Annotated in this window: 13 protein-coding genes; 7 read left to right on the top strand and 6 right to left on the bottom strand. The window is 69.9% G+C overall.

Annotated features, from left to right (window positions below; all coding sequences use genetic code 11):
• Positions 1–537 precede the first annotated feature (537 nt).
• Positions 538–2,367, top strand: a complete 1,830-nt coding sequence (locus AB0B61_RS43995) for an RICIN domain-containing protein (protein ID WP_358445701.1) — start codon at positions 538–540, stop codon at positions 2,365–2,367.
• Here AB0B61_RS43995 and AB0B61_RS43990 read toward each other — a convergent pair.
• The 4 genes from AB0B61_RS43990 to AB0B61_RS43975 are packed head-to-tail and all read right to left on the bottom strand — an operon-like array spanning position 2,336 to position 7,085.
• Positions 2,336–4,045: a hypothetical protein gene (locus AB0B61_RS43990; protein ID WP_358445698.1), complete on the bottom strand. Its 1,710-nt coding sequence runs from the start codon at positions 4,043–4,045 to the stop codon at positions 2,336–2,338. The two genes, AB0B61_RS43995 and AB0B61_RS43990, sit on opposite strands and share 32 nt — an antisense overlap.
• Positions 4,046–4,063: 18 nt before the next feature.
• Positions 4,064–4,864, bottom strand: a complete 801-nt coding sequence (locus tag AB0B61_RS43985) for a carbohydrate ABC transporter permease (protein ID WP_358445696.1) — start codon at positions 4,862–4,864, stop codon at positions 4,064–4,066.
• The gene (locus AB0B61_RS43980; RefSeq protein ID WP_358445693.1) at positions 4,861–5,811 is read right to left on the bottom strand and encodes a sugar ABC transporter permease; all 951 of its coding nucleotides are present in this window, start codon (positions 5,809–5,811) and stop codon (positions 4,861–4,863) included. Before AB0B61_RS43980 ends, AB0B61_RS43985 begins: the two co-directional genes overlap by 4 nt.
• A complete protein-coding gene (locus AB0B61_RS43975) occupies positions 5,808–7,085 on the bottom strand; it encodes an extracellular solute-binding protein (RefSeq protein WP_358445690.1) in 1,278 nt (425 codons plus the stop codon). The genes AB0B61_RS43980 and AB0B61_RS43975 overlap by 4 nt, the downstream gene beginning before the upstream one ends.
• Before the next feature lie 251 nt (positions 7,086–7,336).
• Between AB0B61_RS43975 and AB0B61_RS43970 the strand changes: the two genes are divergently transcribed.
• Together AB0B61_RS43970 and AB0B61_RS43965 are read left to right on the top strand one after the other, a co-directional pair.
• Positions 7,337–8,353, top strand: coding sequence for a LacI family DNA-binding transcriptional regulator (locus AB0B61_RS43970; RefSeq protein WP_358445687.1), 1,017 nt, complete (start codon positions 7,337–7,339; stop codon positions 8,351–8,353).
• Between the two features lie 92 nt (positions 8,354–8,445).
• Positions 8,446–8,916 carry a hypothetical protein gene (locus tag AB0B61_RS43965; RefSeq protein WP_358445684.1) on the top strand — a complete coding sequence of 157 codons (471 nt, stop codon included), beginning with the start codon at positions 8,446–8,448 and terminating at the stop codon, positions 8,914–8,916.
• A gap of 1 nt (position 8,917) precedes the next feature.
• Here the strand turns inward: AB0B61_RS43965 and AB0B61_RS43960 are convergent, their stop codons facing one another.
• Entirely contained in the window at positions 8,918–10,504 is a 1,587-nt protein-coding gene (locus AB0B61_RS43960; RefSeq protein WP_358445682.1) for an MFS transporter, read from the bottom strand.
• A gap of 258 nt (positions 10,505–10,762) precedes the next feature.
• Here AB0B61_RS43960 and AB0B61_RS43955 point away from each other — a divergent pair, with 258 nt between their 5' ends.
• Positions 10,763–11,359, top strand: a complete 597-nt coding sequence (locus AB0B61_RS43955) for an XRE family transcriptional regulator (protein ID WP_358445679.1) — start codon at positions 10,763–10,765, stop codon at positions 11,357–11,359.
• A gap of 143 nt (positions 11,360–11,502) precedes the next feature.
• Positions 11,503–12,333, top strand: coding sequence for a glutamate ABC transporter substrate-binding protein (locus AB0B61_RS43950; protein ID WP_358445676.1), 831 nt, complete (start codon positions 11,503–11,505; stop codon positions 12,331–12,333).
• Between the two features lie 4 nt (positions 12,334–12,337).
• Here the strand turns inward: AB0B61_RS43950 and AB0B61_RS43945 are convergent, their stop codons facing one another.
• On the bottom strand, positions 12,338–13,036 hold the full coding sequence (locus AB0B61_RS43945; RefSeq protein WP_358445674.1) for a helix-turn-helix domain-containing protein: 699 nt from the start codon (positions 13,034–13,036) through the stop codon (positions 12,338–12,340).
• Positions 13,037–13,134: 98 nt separating this feature from the next.
• Between AB0B61_RS43945 and AB0B61_RS43940 the strand changes: the two genes are divergently transcribed.
• On the top strand, positions 13,135–14,073 hold the full coding sequence (locus tag AB0B61_RS43940) for an NADP-dependent oxidoreductase (RefSeq protein ID WP_358445671.1): 939 nt from the start codon (positions 13,135–13,137) through the stop codon (positions 14,071–14,073).
• Positions 14,074–14,106: 33 nt separating this feature from the next.
• Positions 14,107–14,787, top strand: coding sequence for an SDR family NAD(P)-dependent oxidoreductase (locus tag AB0B61_RS43935; RefSeq protein ID WP_358445669.1), 681 nt, complete (start codon positions 14,107–14,109; stop codon positions 14,785–14,787).
• The last annotated feature ends 62 nt before the right edge of the window (positions 14,788–14,849 follow it).

Raw genomic sequence — 14,849 nt, 5'->3', positions numbered from 1 at the left:
CTTCGTCTTCTACCGCACCGGGACTTCGCGCAGCCCGCGACGGCCCAGTCCCTCAGGTCGTCGCAGGTCCTCGGCCATGTACGGCGAGGCGTGATGGAAGGACAGCTTATGCAAAGGGCCGACCAGAGGCCGTGCCCTCCGCTTTGACAGCCGCCCACCCCACCTGAACGACGACCCGTCGCCCGAGCGGCTGGCGGACGTCCAGCAGGCCGCCATGGTCTGCCCCGCCCTGGCCATCACCGTCGAGGAATGACCCCCGCGCCCACGCGCGTCCAGGGCTCCGTCGCGGGCGGCTCCCGGATGGCGTCCGCACTCGCGTGACCCGAAGTCCGTGTCTCCACGGCGGTCAGCGATCCTGACCGCCGTGGCCCGCGTGAAGAACGCGGGACATGAAGACCATTGACACACCTTCGATACCGGATCTACGCTCCGGTCGAATCGATTCGTTAGAGCCGCCCGCAAAGTGTCCTCGCGATAGGCGAAAGCCCGGCTATACGCACGGGCACAGCTGTCGAATTGATTCCGAAGGAGCCGCACATGTTCACGGCAACCCCACGACCGCCCGGTAGACGGCTCGCTCGCGTCACCGGACTCCTGGCCGGGATGCTCGTCGCCTTCACCATCCCGGCGCCGGCGCACGCCGCGGACGAATCCATCGGCGTCGACTTCGCCACAGCCGGCGGCGCCCCCACCTACCGCGCGTCCGGGTGGATCTACGGCATGACGGAGAACGCGTCCGGACCGGCGGATCACTTCTACCGTGACGTCAAGTTCCGGTACATGCGGGCCGGTGGCGCGCAACTCGGCTCACCCGGCGGCTGGGTGTCGGGCGCCTACGACCGCAGGTGGAACGCGACGCTGGCCCAGGCCCGCAGGACGATCGCGCTCGGCGGCCAGTTCATCATCCTTCCGCATGACCTGTGGGGGGCGGACGGATACCCGATCTCCCGCTTTCCGGGCGACAACGGCAACTGGTCCGACTACGACGCCTTCCTCACCCGCCTGATCAACGACGTACGGGCCGCCGGAATCACCGTGCAGTGGGACATCTGGAACGAGCCGAACATCTCCCTGTTCTGGAACCGCCCACAGGCCCAGTACTTCGAGCTGTGGCGGCGCAGTTACCAGCGCATCCGTGCCGCCTTCCCGAACCATGTGATCGTGGGGCCGAGCTGCGCCTGCGTGCCCTCCACGACGAACGCCTGGTGGAACGGCTACCTCGACTTCGTCCGCGCCAACAACGTCATCCCTGACATCGTCAGCTGGCACTCCCTGCCCGGCGACCCGGTGGCCAACGTGGCGGCCGCCAACGCCACGCTCGACCCGCGCGGCGTCCCGCACCCGCGCCCGTACCAGATCAACGAATACGGGGCGTCCAACGAGCAGAACCCGGGAGACGGGTCGTGGTACATCGCCCGGCTGGAGCGCGCGGGCGCCGACGGGTTGCGCGCGAACTGGGCGAGCGCCGGCAACCTGCACAACGATCTGGGCAACCTGCTCGTCCGCGACAGCGCCGGCCGGCACCTGCCCAAGGGCGAATGGTGGGTCTACCGCTTCTACGCCTCCCAGACCGGCCAGATCGTCTCGACGACCCCGAGCGCCGCCTACGACGCCTTCGCCACCAAGACGGCCGGCGTGGCCAAGGTCCTGGTGGGCGGGGGCGGGACGACCGGCAACATCGCCGTCGGTCTGCGCCGCCTCGACACCACCAGCGGCATCGTGCAGAACAACCAGGTCCGCGCGGTCGTGCAGCGCGTCCCGTACAACGGCGGCGGCGCGGTCCAGGGGCCGATCACCGTTCAGAACACGGTCCTGACGCTGTCGGGGAACGCGATCACGCTGAACCTGCCGCACACCAACGCCGACGACACCTTCACCGTCACGCTGCTGCCGCCATCGGACGGCGGCTTCCAGTCCGTGGCGGTCGCGCAGCACTCCCAGCAATGCCTGGACAACACCGACCTGAGCACGGCCGACGGCAACGTGCAGCAGCAGTTCCCCTGCGAGGGCGGCGACCAGCAGCTGTGGAACTTCCAGCCGGTGGCCGGCGTGAGCGGCACGTACACGCTGGTCAACCAGCAGAGCGGGAAGTGCCTTGAGGTGAACGCGGCGGCCACGGCCGACGGCACGCCGGTGAGCCAGCGGACCTGCGCCGGCGGGGCGCAGAACCAGCAGTTCGCCCTGCGCAAGGTGACCTACGCGGGCAACGATCCCCGGGACTATCAGCTCGTCGCCCGCCACAGCGGCAAGTGCGTCGATGTCAGCACCATCTCGACCGCCCCCAGGGCGCCCATTCACCAGTGGCCCTGCAACCCGGTCGGCCAGGCCGGTCCGCTCAACCAGACCTGGCGGCTCTGGGGCCGGTGACCGGCACGAGCGCGGCGCGTCGCCGCTCGTGGGCCGCGGCGAGGATGAGGTACGCGCTGGCCGTCCAGGTGTAGGCGCGGTCGCGCAGGCCCGCGCCGGTGCGGGCGTCGAAGTTCTCCGCGAATCCTGACTTCTCGCACAATGCGCGGAAGCGGGCGCTGATCTCGTCGGCCAGGTCCGGGAATCCGGCGCGGCGCAGACCGTCCTCGATCAGGACCGTCGAGGGCGCCCAGATCGGACCGCGCCAGTAACCGTCGTCCTGGTAGTGCTCTGAGGAAGGCGACTCGGTGGCGAGCCCGAACGCGGTCAGGTGCCGCTCGATGCGGGCGGCCAGCGCCGCCCGGACGGGTCGCGGCAACTCCTCGCCCAGCACGATCGGCATGAGGTCGAGCAGGCTGGAGCTGGACCAGGTACGTCCCGAGTGCGCGCCCCGGGCGACGAACCGCTCGCCGTCCCACAGTTCGGCCAGGAGTGCGTCACGCATCCGGTCGGCCTGTTCGGTCCACTCGGCGGACGCGCCGGGGTCGGGTGCCAGGCGGGCCAGCTCGCGCATCTGCAGGACGAGGAAGGCGGGCAGGTCGGCGGTCTCGACGACCCGCTCGGGATCGAACGTGGTGGCGTTGTCCCAGCCGCTGTCGTTGCCGTGCTGGTAGTGCGGCAGCTCACGGCCGGGGGCGCGGCGGGCGTCGAGCCAGAAGGCGCTCCAGCGTTCCAGCAGCCGGTAGACATCGGCCGGGTCGGACGCTGGAGGGAGGTGGCGCAGGGTCCAGCCGTGGATGGGCGGCTTGACGAAGTTGTACAGGATCTCGGAGTGGGTGACGGAGTCGGGCAGCGCGCCGGCGGCGTCCTGGTGGTCGAAGGGCAGCCGGAACTGGCTCCAGGCCAGCTCCGGCAGGCCACCGGCGAGGGCGATGGCGTTGAAGCAGTGGTCCCAGCTCCACACCTTGTCCATCCAGTGCTTGGACATGAGCACGGCGGGCCGGGTGACGAACCCGGCGGGGCGGACGGTGGCCGACCACAGTACGTAGGCGGCCAGTTCGGCGGCGGGCGTGCGGTCGCCGCGCCAGGGCGCGACCGCCGCGGCGAACGCGTCGAACTCCGCCCGCGCCGCCTTGGCGACCTGCTCGAAGGCGGCGTCGCTGGTGTAGGGGGCGCGGGCGGTCTCGTACTCCTCGATGGCGATCTCCCACTCGCCGCTGAGGAGGAGACCGCGTTCGGCGGTGCCCAGCGCCTGCGTGCCATGGTGTTCGGCCTGCCCGCTGAGGAGCGTGACGCGGTAGCGGCGGCCGGTCTGGTAGACGGTGAAGACGTACGACCCGTCGACGGGATCCTGGTAGAAGTACGGGCCGCTGAACGGCGTCAGGACGGGGTCGGCGGCCAGCAGACGGAGCCCGAGGCCGCGGCCTCTGACCCGTACCGTGTCCGGGCCGTCGTAGGCGAGGTCGATCCGGCCGTCGTCACGGCTCCAGGTGAGCTGATGCGGGGTGGCCGTGACGACGCTCTCGGCGCTGGGGATCAGCCGCAGGATCGCGTGCATGCCGGTCTGGTGCGAGACCAGGTGCACGTCCTCGGCGTAGGTCTGCTCCGCCACCACGGGCGAGAAGCCGAACCAGGAGCCGTGGAAGCTGAACGGGATGTCCCGCAGGGAGAACACCGGGCCTGAAGCGGCGACGGTCATGGAGTGACAGGTCCCTTCTCAGTCTTTGACGGCGCCCGCGGTGACGCCGGCGGCGACATAGCGCTGGGCGACGACGAGCAGGATGGTGGCGGGGACGGAGGCGATCACGGCGGTCGCCATGATGGCGTTCCATTCCTGGTTGTTGTTGCCGATGTAGTGGTAGATGCCGAGGGTGATCGGCTGGTGGTCGCCGCCCTGGTCCAAGGTGGAAGCGAAGATGAAGTCCGACCACGCCCACAGGAACGCGAACAGCGACACGGTGATGAGAGAGTTGCGGCTGACGGGCAGCACGATCGAGACGAACGTACGCACCACACCGGCGCCGTCGGTGCGCGCGGCCTGCAGCAACTCCTCCGGAATGCCGGACATGAACGTGGTCAGGATCAGCACCGCGAACGGCACCGCGAGCGTGGAGTCGGCCACGATCAGTCCGGGAACGGTGTTGAGCACGCCGCTGGACAGGAAGATGGCGTAGAAGCCCATCGCCATGATGATCCCGGGGATCATCTGCGCGATGAGCAGCACGAAGCTCAGCGCCCCGCCGCCGCGCGGGCGCAGCTTGGCCAGCGAGTACGCGGCCGGCGCCGCGAGCAGCAGGGTCAGCGCCACCGTGCCCAGCCCGACGACCAGGCTCACTCCCAGGTAGGGCAGCTGCTGGTCCAGTACCGCCCGGTAGCCGTCCAGGGTGCCGTTGACGGGGAACCAGTTGGTCCTGCGCATGTCCTGGTCGCGGGTGAACGACACGTTGATCATCCAGTAGACCGGGAACAGCATCACGCCGGTCAGCACCAGCCCGATCGCGGTCTTGACGTGTTTCATGCCGGCGCCTGCCTTCGCTGCGCGCGGATGTAGACCAGGCCGAAGACCAGCGCCATGACGATGAGCAGGTTGCCGACGGCGGCGCCGGGGCCGAAGGAGGGCACCAGGTTGCCGAACCCGAGCCGATAGGACCAGGTGGCGAACGTGGTCGACGCCCCGCTCGGCCCGCCCTTGGTCATGATCCAGATGATGTCGAACACCTTCAGCGTGTAGACCAGCCCGAGCAGCAGCGTGATCGCCGACACCGGCCGCAGCAGCGGGAACGTGACCCGCCAGAAGCGCTGCCAGCCGTTGGCGCCGTCCAGCGCGGCGGCCTCGTAGATGGCCGGCGAGATCGCCTGCAACCCCGAATACAGCACCACCAGGTTGAACGGGATGCCGATCCAGATGTTGGCGATGATGACCGACCACAGCGACCAGTCCGGCGAGGTCAGCCAGTTCACCGGGCCGATGCCGAACCACGACAGCGCCGCGTTGACCACGCCGGAGTCACTGTTGAGCATCCACGACCAGGTCGAGGCGGACACGATCAGCGGCAGCAGCCACGGCACCAGGAACAACCCGCGCAGCGTGGCCGAAAGCCGGAAGTTCTTCAGGAAGAACAACGCCAGCGCGAGCCCGATGGCGAACTGGAAGGCCAGCGAGACCAGCGTGAACACCACTGTGTGCCACAGCGCGGGCCCGAAGGTCGCGTCGGCGAACACTTTCGCGTAGTTGGCGAACCCGGCGAACGGGGCGTCGCCCCGCACGAAGGAGCGCACGGTGTAGTTACGCAGGCTCAGCTCGATGTTGCGGTAGAGCGGATAGGCGTAGAAGACCAGCAGGTACAGCACGACCGGGGCGAGGAACGCCCATGCCGCCCACTGGCCGGAACGCGCGCGTGCCGCCCGATGGCCCCGCGCCGTCGAGCGGTCCAGGGCCATCGGGGTCCGTGTCGCCTGACTCATTGGGTGGCGTTCGCCGCCGACGACTGCGCTGCCGCCATCGCCTCCTGGGGAGACTTCGACCCGCTCAGCGCCGCCTGCACCGCGCCCCACATGGGCTCGGAGATCTTCGGGTACTTGGTGCCCAGGTCGTCGCTGGTACGGCCCTTGGCCGCCTTGACCGCGTCCACCCACACCCGCAGGTCGGGCGTGGCCGCCACCTGCTTGGCCTGCACCGCCTCCGTGGGCGCGATGTAGGACAGCGTGGTGGTCGTGGTGAGCGAGTTGTCGGCGCTGGTCAGGCAGGTCACGAGCTTCTGCGAGGTGGCGTAGCGGGCGGTGTCGGACTGGACGGGGATGCTGACGAACTCGCCGCCGGTGGGGGCGGGCGCGGTGCCGCCGCCCTTGGCGGGGACCGGGATGATGCCGTACGCGAAGCCGGCCTTCTTGGCGTTGGCCAGCTGCCAGGTGCCGTTCTCGGCGAAGGCGAAGTCACCGCCGGCGAACTCCTGCCAGCTCGTCGTCTGGGTGTTGTTGATGACCGAGTTGGGGGCGTACCCCTTCTTCAGCCAGTCGCTCCACAGCGCCACCGCCGACACGCCCTCGGGCGAGTCGAGTTTGGTGAGGTTCGCGCCCGAGCCCCAGAACCAGGGCAGGAACTGGAAGCTGCCCTCCTCGGTGCCGATCGCCGAGAACGTGATGCCCTTCTTGCCGGACGCCTTCACCTTCTCCAGCGCCCCGGTCAGCGACGCCCAGTCCTTCACCGAGGCGATGTCCACCCCGGCCTTCTTCAGGACGTCCTTGTTGTAGTACAGGGCGAGGGTGTTGGCGCCGATCGGGACGCCGTAGGTCTTGCCGCCGCTCTGACCGGCCGCCAGCAGGTTCGGCGCGATCGCCGTGACGTCGAGCTTGTTCTCCTCGGTGGTGGTGAGAACGCCTGCCTCGGCGAGGGTGGAAACGACGGGATTGTCGACGATGAGCACGTCCGGCGAGTTGCCCTGCTGAGCGGCCAGCAGCGCCTTGTTGGTCAGGTCGCTGGTGTCGTAACCGGTGCGCTCGACCTTGACCCCGGCGTCGGTGCCGCACTTCTCCAGCAGCTTCACCCACTCCGAGCTCTTGTCGTACTGCGGGTACGGGTCCCAGACCGTGTAAGTCCCGCCCCCTGCGGGCTGGCTCGCGCTCGCCGCGGCACCGCTGCCGCTTTCGGGCGATGACGAGCAGGCGACCAGCCCGCCCACGGTGGCCAGGACCGCCAGACTCGCGCCGGCCGCACGCCGGCTCCTTGCCGCTGATCTCATTGGGCTGACCTCCGCTGGCAGGCGTTACGCGGCCGTTTCCCGGCCGAGTCGAATCGATTCGTCGAACCGATTCGCTGAAGATAGGCCGCTTCACCGCGAGAGTCAATGGGAGGTGCGGCCGGATCTCCGAGACAGCGCGTGGGATGGGTGGCGGGCGGCACATCCTCGTCACGGGCTCCGGCGACGTACCATCTCGTGAACCGGTTCGACCTACGATGGTCAGCGACCGGCGGATCGGACGAGGAGCACGGGTGAACATCGGAGAGATCGCCAAGCGGGCGGGCGTGTCACGCAGCACCGTCTCGTACGCGCTCACCGGCAAGCGCCCGGTGTCGGAGGAGACCAAGCGCCGCATCCAAGCGGTCATCGACGAGCTGGGCTACCGGCCCAACGCCGCCGCCAGGGCGCTCAAGGAGGGCCGTACCCGCACCATCGGCCTGGTCATCCCGCCGGCCAGCCAGCGGCTGACCGACATGCAGCTCGGCTTCGTGGCCAGTGTGGTCGACGCCGCCGCCCGCGCCGACCTCGACGTCCTGCTGTCACCCTCGGGCGGCGAGCACGACCGCTCCTTCGAGCGCGTCGTCACCGGCCGGCGCGTGGACGGCGTCATCCTGATGGAGATCCGGCTGGAGGACGACCGGGTGGCCCGGCTGCTGGAGAGCGGCCCGCCGTTCGTCGGCATCGGCCGTACTCGCCAGCCGGAGGACATGTCCTGGGTGGACATCGACTACGAGACGCTCATCGCCAAGTGCGTCCACCACCTGGCCGACCTCGGCCACCGGCGGCTGGCGCTGGTCAACCGCAACGCCGAGCTGGTCGCCGCCGGCTACGGGCCGGGCCACCGCGCGCAGGCCGGCTTCGATCGCGCCGTCGCCGAACGCGGCCTGCACGGCGTGCGGGTCTGCTGCGCCGACGACGCCCAGGCCGGGCAGAGCTGCCTGCGGCAGCTGCTCGCCGACCATCCGGAGCTGACCGCCATCGCCACCATCAACGAGGCGGCGGTGCCCGGCATCTACCGCACGCTGGCCGAGGCGGGCTTGACCGTGCCCGGAGACTTCTCCATCGCCGGCGTCGCCGCCCAGCACTGGGCCGAGAACCTGCACCCGCCGCTCACCGCCGCCGACGTCCCCGCCGACGAGATGGGCGCCCGCGCCGTCGAGCTGCTCATCCAGCGCATCGCCGACCCGGCCACCCCGCACCGCCACCTCCTGATCGCCCCGCCGATCTCGCTGCGCGCCACGACCGGGCCCGCCCGCCCCCGCGCCTGACGGCCAGACGGCGCTCGCCGCCTGAGGCCCGCTCCGGGTCTGACTTGGGCCCGGCTCGCGTGCCGGCGGCATGTCGCGACCGTTTCCGGCTCTTGACCACCGCGCCAAGAGACGCTTATGGTCCAGTCGAATCGATTCGACATTCCTTTTGGCACTCCCCGAATGGGAAAGGCCTATGGCTGAACCCTGGTCCCAGCAGGCACGCCTGCGCGTGTCCCACGCCGCCCTCGCCCTGGGACCACGCCGACACCGAGGTCGCGCTGACCAAGGGCGAGCACGTTCTCACCCTGGCCGCCAAGAGCCTGGACGGCACACGAGCCACCAAGGGTGACGCGCTCGTCGACAAGATCGATCTGTCCCTCGCCAACCGCGCGGCGGCCGAGACGATCTACGAAGCGGAGTACGCCACCCTGAAGGGCGCGAGCACCGACTACAGCCGCAAGCGCGGCCACGCCACCATCGGCAAGGACCAGACCGCTACCTTCTGGGCCTACTCCCCCGACGACGGCGAATCCACCCTCACCGTCGACAAGATCGCGGTGACGCGGCTCGCCAAGCCGTGAGTCAGCGCAGGTCCGCGGCTACATCGCCGGGTTCCCGGCTGTCGCTACCGGAGCCCTGGGGACGTTGCCGCGGACCTCGCGCGAGAACGTAGACGAACAGGACCGCCATGACCGCCGCGCCCGCCCACATGGCCTGCTGCCAGCCGTCGACGAAGGACTCCTGGGCGGCTCGGATCAGCGCGTGCGCCTGAGGGCCGGCCCCGTCTGCGGCGGCGAGGGCGTTGACGACGCCCTCACGGGCGGTGTCGGCGCCTGGCACTCCGTCGAGGCGGGCATCGATGGCGCCGCGGTAGCCGGCGGTCAGGACCGCTCCGAGCAGCGCGACACCGAGCGCGGTGCCGAACTCCCGGGTGACGTCGTTGAGCGCGGACGCGACACCTTGACGCGCACGCGGCAAGGCGGCGGTGATGGCCTCGGTGGCGGGCGTCATCGTCAAACCCATGCCGAGTCCCATGGCGAGCATGCCGGGGAGGATCGACAGGTAGCCGCCGTCGACGGAGACGAAGGCGGCCATGAGGACCAGCCCCGCGCCACCCAGGAAGATCCCCGAGGCCATCGTCGAGCGGCTGCCGACGCGCGCGGCCACCCTCGGTGCGAGGCCGGAGGCGAACATCATCAGCAGCGCCATCGGCATGAGCGCCAGGGTGGAACGCAGGCCGGACCAGCCGAGCACCGCCTGGAAGTACGGGAAGAGGACCACGAAGATCCCTGCCTGCACGCCGAAGACCGCCAGGAGCGACACGGAACCGCTCGCGAGACCTCGCTCGCGGAACAGGCGGATGTCGAGAAGTGGCGCCAGCCGGCGTAGCTCCCATGCCACGAATGCGGCGGCGGCGATGACGCCGATGAGGAGGCTCAGTAGCGTCGCGGGCGCGCTCCAGCCCCGTTCGGGGCCCTCCTGGAGGAAGAAGACGAGCCCGACCACCGCGACCACGGACGACAGCGAACCGACGGCGTCGAACCCGTGCCCGGACGCCTCGCGCGAGTTCGGCACGGATCGCAGCGCCATGACGATGGCGACGACGACGAGCACGACCGGCAGGACGAAGAGCCACCGCCAGCTCGCCAGGTCGACCAGGATGGCCGACAGGTACATCCCCAAGATGCCGCCACCGCCGGCGACGCCGGTCCACACGCCGATCGCCTTGGCGCGTTCCTCGTCCGGGAAGGTCGAGGTGATGACCGCGAGGGTGGCCGGCATGATCATCGCCGCGCCCGCGCCGCTCAGGAAACGCGCGGCGAGCATGAGCTCGGACGACGTGGCAAGGCCGGCCGCCGCACTCGCCACGCCGAAGACGAGCAGGCCGGCGAGCAGCACCGGCCTGCGGCCCCACCGGTCGCCCAGCGCGCCGAGCGGCAGGAGCAACGCGGCCAGAGTGAGGGTGTAGATGTTGATGAACCACAAGACCTCGGATTGCGAGGTGTCGAACGCGATGCTGAGCTCCGGCTGGGCGACGTTCAACCCGGACACCGAAGCGATGACCGCCATGAGCGCGACGCAGACCCCGGCCAAGATCGTACGTCGTTGTCGTGGGTCTTGGATGGTCTGGCCGGGGGCTTCCGCGTCTGAGGACGGGTTCGTACTCATGGGATTCCTTTCACGAGGGCAAGGGGCATCGGCGCCGGAGCGGTGGGCTCCGGCGCTGTCGGATGGTGTGGTCACCGGCGTCGGGTGGCGCGCACGACGACGTCGTGGAGGGTCTTTTGGCCCTCACGGCCGGTGAGCTCCCAGAAATCCTTGTCGAATTCGTGCGTCATAGGTCGTCCCTCTCTGCAGGCGCGTTCCCCATGCTGCTGAGGGCAAGGCGGATGTGCAAACCTTGTTGCCGAATGGCAAAATGAGTGGATGGATGAAGCCATTGACCGCACTCTCGACGCCGTCGGACCGAGGTTGAAGCGCCTTCGGCTGCATCGGGAGGTCACGCTCGCCGACCTCGCGGCGGAGACCGGGATCTCCACCAGCACCTTGTCCCGGCTCGAGGCGGGCCTGCGACGTCCCACGCTCGAGCAACTGCTGCCGCTCGCTCGCGCCTACGGGGTCACCATCGACGAGCTCGTCGACGCGCCGCCGACCGGCGACCCCCGCGTCAACCTGCGACCCATCTCCCGTGGCGACGGCGCCGTCATCCTGCCGCTGACCCGGAGGCCCGGAGGGATCCAGGCCTACAAGTTCGTCCTCCCGGCCGGAAGCGATGACGCCGAACCCGACCTGCGCAGCCACGAGGGCTACGACTGGGCCTATGTCCTCAACGGAACGCTCCGCCTCGTACTCGGCGAACACGACCTCATCCTCAAGCCCGGGGAGGCGGTGGAGTTCGACACGCGCACCCCGCACTGGTTCGGGGCCACCAGCGCCGGTCCCGTCGAGTTCCTGAGTCTCATCGGGAGACAGGGCGAACGCACGCACATCCGCGCGGCACCGAGACCTGGCTCGGCCGAGTGAGAGAGCTCGGGGACCTCAAGCCCTAGAAACCGCGTCCACCGTCATCATCTCGACCGGGTGCCGCCACCGCTGGTTCACTCTTGCTTCATCGTCCTTCCCTACCGTGGGGCTCGCGTCGGCAGGCCCGCACCCCCGGAGGAGCGATGAGCAAGTTACTCGGCGGCCTCGCGCGAGTCGCCGTGGCAGCGGCCATCACCCTGACAGCGGCCGGGTGCGGGATGAGCCTCCTCCGCCATACCCCGTCCATCCTGGACAAGGACGAGCTGATCGTCGCGGTGAAGCCGGACCAGCCCGGCCTGGGCCTGCGGACCAAGCAGGGCACCTTCGAGGGCTTCGACGTGGACGTGGCCACCTATGTGGCCGGCCACCTGGGCAAGAAGATCTCCTTCGTCGCCACGACGTCGGAAGGCCGGGAGGCCAAGCTGAACTCCGGCGAGGCGGACATGGTGGTGGCCACCTACTCCATCAGCCCACCGCGCAAGATGCAGGTGACGTTCGCGGGGCCGTACTACGTCTCGCGGCAGGACATCCTGGTCCGCAACGGAACGACGAACATCGGCGACGTACGAGATCTCGCGGGGCGCAAACTGTGCGAGGCCCAGGGCTCCATCTCCACGTCGCGGATCATTGAAGGCCGCGGCGTGGCCGCCGTCCTGGTCCCGGCCCGCACCTACAGCGAGTGTGTGGACCTCCTCAGGTCCGGCGCGGTGGACGCGGTCTCCACCGGCGACCTGATCCTGGCCGGGTTCGCCGCCCGGGACAAGGGCGCGTACACCATCGTCCACGCCCCCTTCACGGAGGAGCGGTACGGCGTCGCCCTACGCCATGGCGACGTAGCCGGGTGCGAGGCGGTCAATCGGGCCATCACCGCGATGTACCAGTCCGGAACGGCGCCCAAGCTCCTCCGCAAACACTTCGGCGCGACGGGCCTTTCGATATCCACCTCAGTGCCGCAGTTCGAAGGCTGCGCCTAAGAGGTCATCGGCGTTCCGCGGGGGCGCGGCTCAAGCGGATCATCGCCCGGTACAGGGCCGTCGGGGTGGGCGCGGGCGGCAGGGGCTCGGGGTTCGCGGGGTCCGGGACGGCGTACGACTGGATCATGCAGCCGACGAGCCGGCGCCACGCCTCCGGTGCCGCGCCGGCCGTGGCCGCGATGACACCGGCGTTGGCCATCAGCAGGATGACCAGGTCCTCGGTGGTGAAGTCGGGGCGCAGCCGGCCGGCTTCCTTGGCCCGGACGACCAGCTCGCTGAAGCCGCGGTAGGCCTCGTCCCGTTTGGCCTCCATGTCCCTGGCGCTGGGAAAGGTCATGGTCAGCACCTCGGAGAAACCGCGATCCGCGGCCTGCATGCCGCAGACGGTCTCGATGTACCAGGTGAATCCATGCCAGGGATCGGGGTCGGCCAGCGCGGTGGCGGCGGCCTCGGCGTACGTCTGCATGGTGTCGGCGAAGACGGCCGCGACGAGGTCCTCGCGGGCGGAGAAATGCCGGAAGAGCGTCGCGATTCCGACTCCCGCCTCGCGCGCCACGGAGGCCATCGAGGCCTCGATGCCGTCGCGCGCGTAGACCCGCCGGGCCGCCGACAGGATGCGATCGCGGTTGTGCCGGGCATCGATGCGCAGGCCCTGGGCCGAGGGGTCTGGGGAATCGGGGACGCGGCGGGCGGCAGGGGTCATGAAGCCATCATAGCCAATCGGAAAGGCCTATCCGATTCTGGTGCTACGCTGCACAGAACAACCGGATAACCCATTCCGATTAGTTGAGGAGAGTCGCCATGCGCGCAGTTGCCCTGAGTTCCGTACCCGCGAGCCCCGCCGTCACCGAGGTGGCCGCGCCCCGGCCCGAAGCCGGTGAGCTGCTGGTGAAGGTCGCCGCTTCGTCGATCAACGGCTTCGACGCGATGACCGTGGCCGGCTACCTGCAGCAGATGATGGAGCACCGCTATCCGCTGATCCCGGGCAAGGACTTCGCGGGCACGGTCGAGGCCGTGGGCGAAGGCGCCGAGGGGTTCGCCGTCGGGGACCGCGTCTTCGGCGTGGCGATGAAGCCGTTCCTGGGCACCGGCTCGCTCGCCGAGTACCTTGTCGTGCCCGCCGCCTACGGTGTGGCGCACATTCCCCAGGGGCTCTCGACCGCTACGGCCGGAGCGCTGGGACTGGCCGGAACGGCCGCCCTGGACAGCATCGACGCCGTGGACCCGCAGAAGGGCGAGACCGTCCTGATCTCGGGCGCCACCGGCGGTGTGGGCGCACTCGCCGTACAGGTCGCGGTGGCTCGCGGCGCCCGGGTGCTCGCCACCGCGCGGCCGGGCGCCGAGAGCGATTTCGTCCGGGGGCTGACCGACGCCGAGATCGACCTGGTGGACTTCACCGCCGAGGTGGCGGCGCAAGTACGCGCGCTGGCTCCGAACGGCGTGGACGCGGTGCTGCACCTGGCCGGTGACGGCGCCCAGCTGGCCGCGCTGCTGAGGCCGGGCGGCCGGCTCGCCTCCACTCTCGGCTTCGGGCCCGACGCGGTCCAGGGCCAGGAGGTCAGCGTCACCTCGGTGATGGCCGACCCGAACCAGGTCACCTTGGACAGGCTGGCCGCCGATGCCGTCGCGGGCGCCCTACGGGTGCCCATCACCGCCACCTACCCGCTGGACCAGATCGCCCAGGCGTTCGCCGACTTCGGCGCCGGCGCGCAGGGCAAGCTCGCGGTCTCCATCGCCTGAATCCGTTTCCCTTCACCTGACAGGACTTTGATCATGCCCACCCTCGCCATCGTCGGCGCCGGCCCCGGTATGGGCCTGTCCATCGCCAAGCTGTTCAGCGGACACGGCTTCGACGTCGCCCTGATCGCCCGCGGCAAGGACAAACTGGATGGGCTCGTCGCCGAGCTCGCCGGCTCGGGCGTCACGGCGGCGGCCTTCCCCGCCGACATCATGGACCGCCCCGCCCTGGCCGCCGCTCTGGAACAGGCGGCCGCGCACTTCGGCGGCATCGACGTACTGGAGTACTCCCCCGCCCCGCACACCCCGGTCCCGGGCATCACCATGGCCGGGCCGCTGGAGGTGACCGTGGACAACCTCCAGCCGCAGATCGACTACTACCTGTACGGCGCGGTCGCCGCCGCCCAGCAGGTGCTGCCGGCGATGCTCGAAGCCGGCGTCGGCACCCTGCTGTTCACCACGGGAGGCGGCTCCATCACGCCGAACCCGATGATGGGCAACATCAACGCGGCCGCCGCCGCCCTGCGCAACTGGGTGCTCAACCTCAACGGCGTCCTGGCCGACCGGGGCGTCTACGCCGCGCACGTGGCGATCAGTGTCTGGATCGGCTCGAACGCGCCGGCGGGCTTCCCCACGGCGGAGGCGGACGACATCGCCTCGGTCTACTGGGACCTGTACACCAGCCGCGACCGGGCCGAACTGGAGTTCACGGGCTGATCGGGTTACTCGCGGGTGCTCCTGTCAGGAAGGCACCGGCCGTGCGGCCAGGACGGTGGTCC

This window comes from Nonomuraea sp. NPDC049158 (assembly GCF_040648335.1).
In the GTDB taxonomy this organism is placed as follows: Bacteria; Actinomycetota; Actinomycetes; order Streptosporangiales; family Streptosporangiaceae; genus Nonomuraea.
This window is presented reverse-complemented; position numbering and strand designations above follow the sequence as displayed.

Excerpts from the sequence above, each read along its gene's own strand:
- AB0B61_RS43950 (WP_358445676.1), top strand. The coding sequence starts at position 11,503 with ATGAGCAAGTTACTCGGCGGCCTCGCGCGAGTCGCCGTGGCAGCGGCC.
- AB0B61_RS43945 (WP_358445674.1), bottom strand. The coding sequence starts at position 13,036 with ATGACCCCTGCCGCCCGCCGCGTCCCCGATTCCCCAGACCCCTCGGCC.
- AB0B61_RS43995 (WP_358445701.1), top strand. The coding sequence starts at position 538 with ATGTTCACGGCAACCCCACGACCGCCCGGTAGACGGCTCGCTCGCGTC.
- AB0B61_RS43960 (WP_358445682.1), bottom strand. The coding sequence starts at position 10,504 with ATGAGTACGAACCCGTCCTCAGACGCGGAAGCCCCCGGCCAGACCATC.
- AB0B61_RS43935 (WP_358445669.1), top strand. The coding sequence starts at position 14,107 with ATGCCCACCCTCGCCATCGTCGGCGCCGGCCCCGGTATGGGCCTGTCC.
- AB0B61_RS43985 (WP_358445696.1), bottom strand. The coding sequence starts at position 4,864 with ATGAAACACGTCAAGACCGCGATCGGGCTGGTGCTGACCGGCGTGATG.
- AB0B61_RS43955 (WP_358445679.1), top strand. The coding sequence starts at position 10,763 with ATGGATGAAGCCATTGACCGCACTCTCGACGCCGTCGGACCGAGGTTG.
- AB0B61_RS43975 (WP_358445690.1), bottom strand. The coding sequence starts at position 7,085 with ATGAGATCAGCGGCAAGGAGCCGGCGTGCGGCCGGCGCGAGTCTGGCG.
- AB0B61_RS43980 (WP_358445693.1), bottom strand. The coding sequence starts at position 5,811 with ATGAGTCAGGCGACACGGACCCCGATGGCCCTGGACCGCTCGACGGCG.
- AB0B61_RS43990 (WP_358445698.1), bottom strand. The coding sequence starts at position 4,045 with ATGACCGTCGCCGCTTCAGGCCCGGTGTTCTCCCTGCGGGACATCCCG.
- AB0B61_RS43940 (WP_358445671.1), top strand. The coding sequence starts at position 13,135 with ATGCGCGCAGTTGCCCTGAGTTCCGTACCCGCGAGCCCCGCCGTCACC.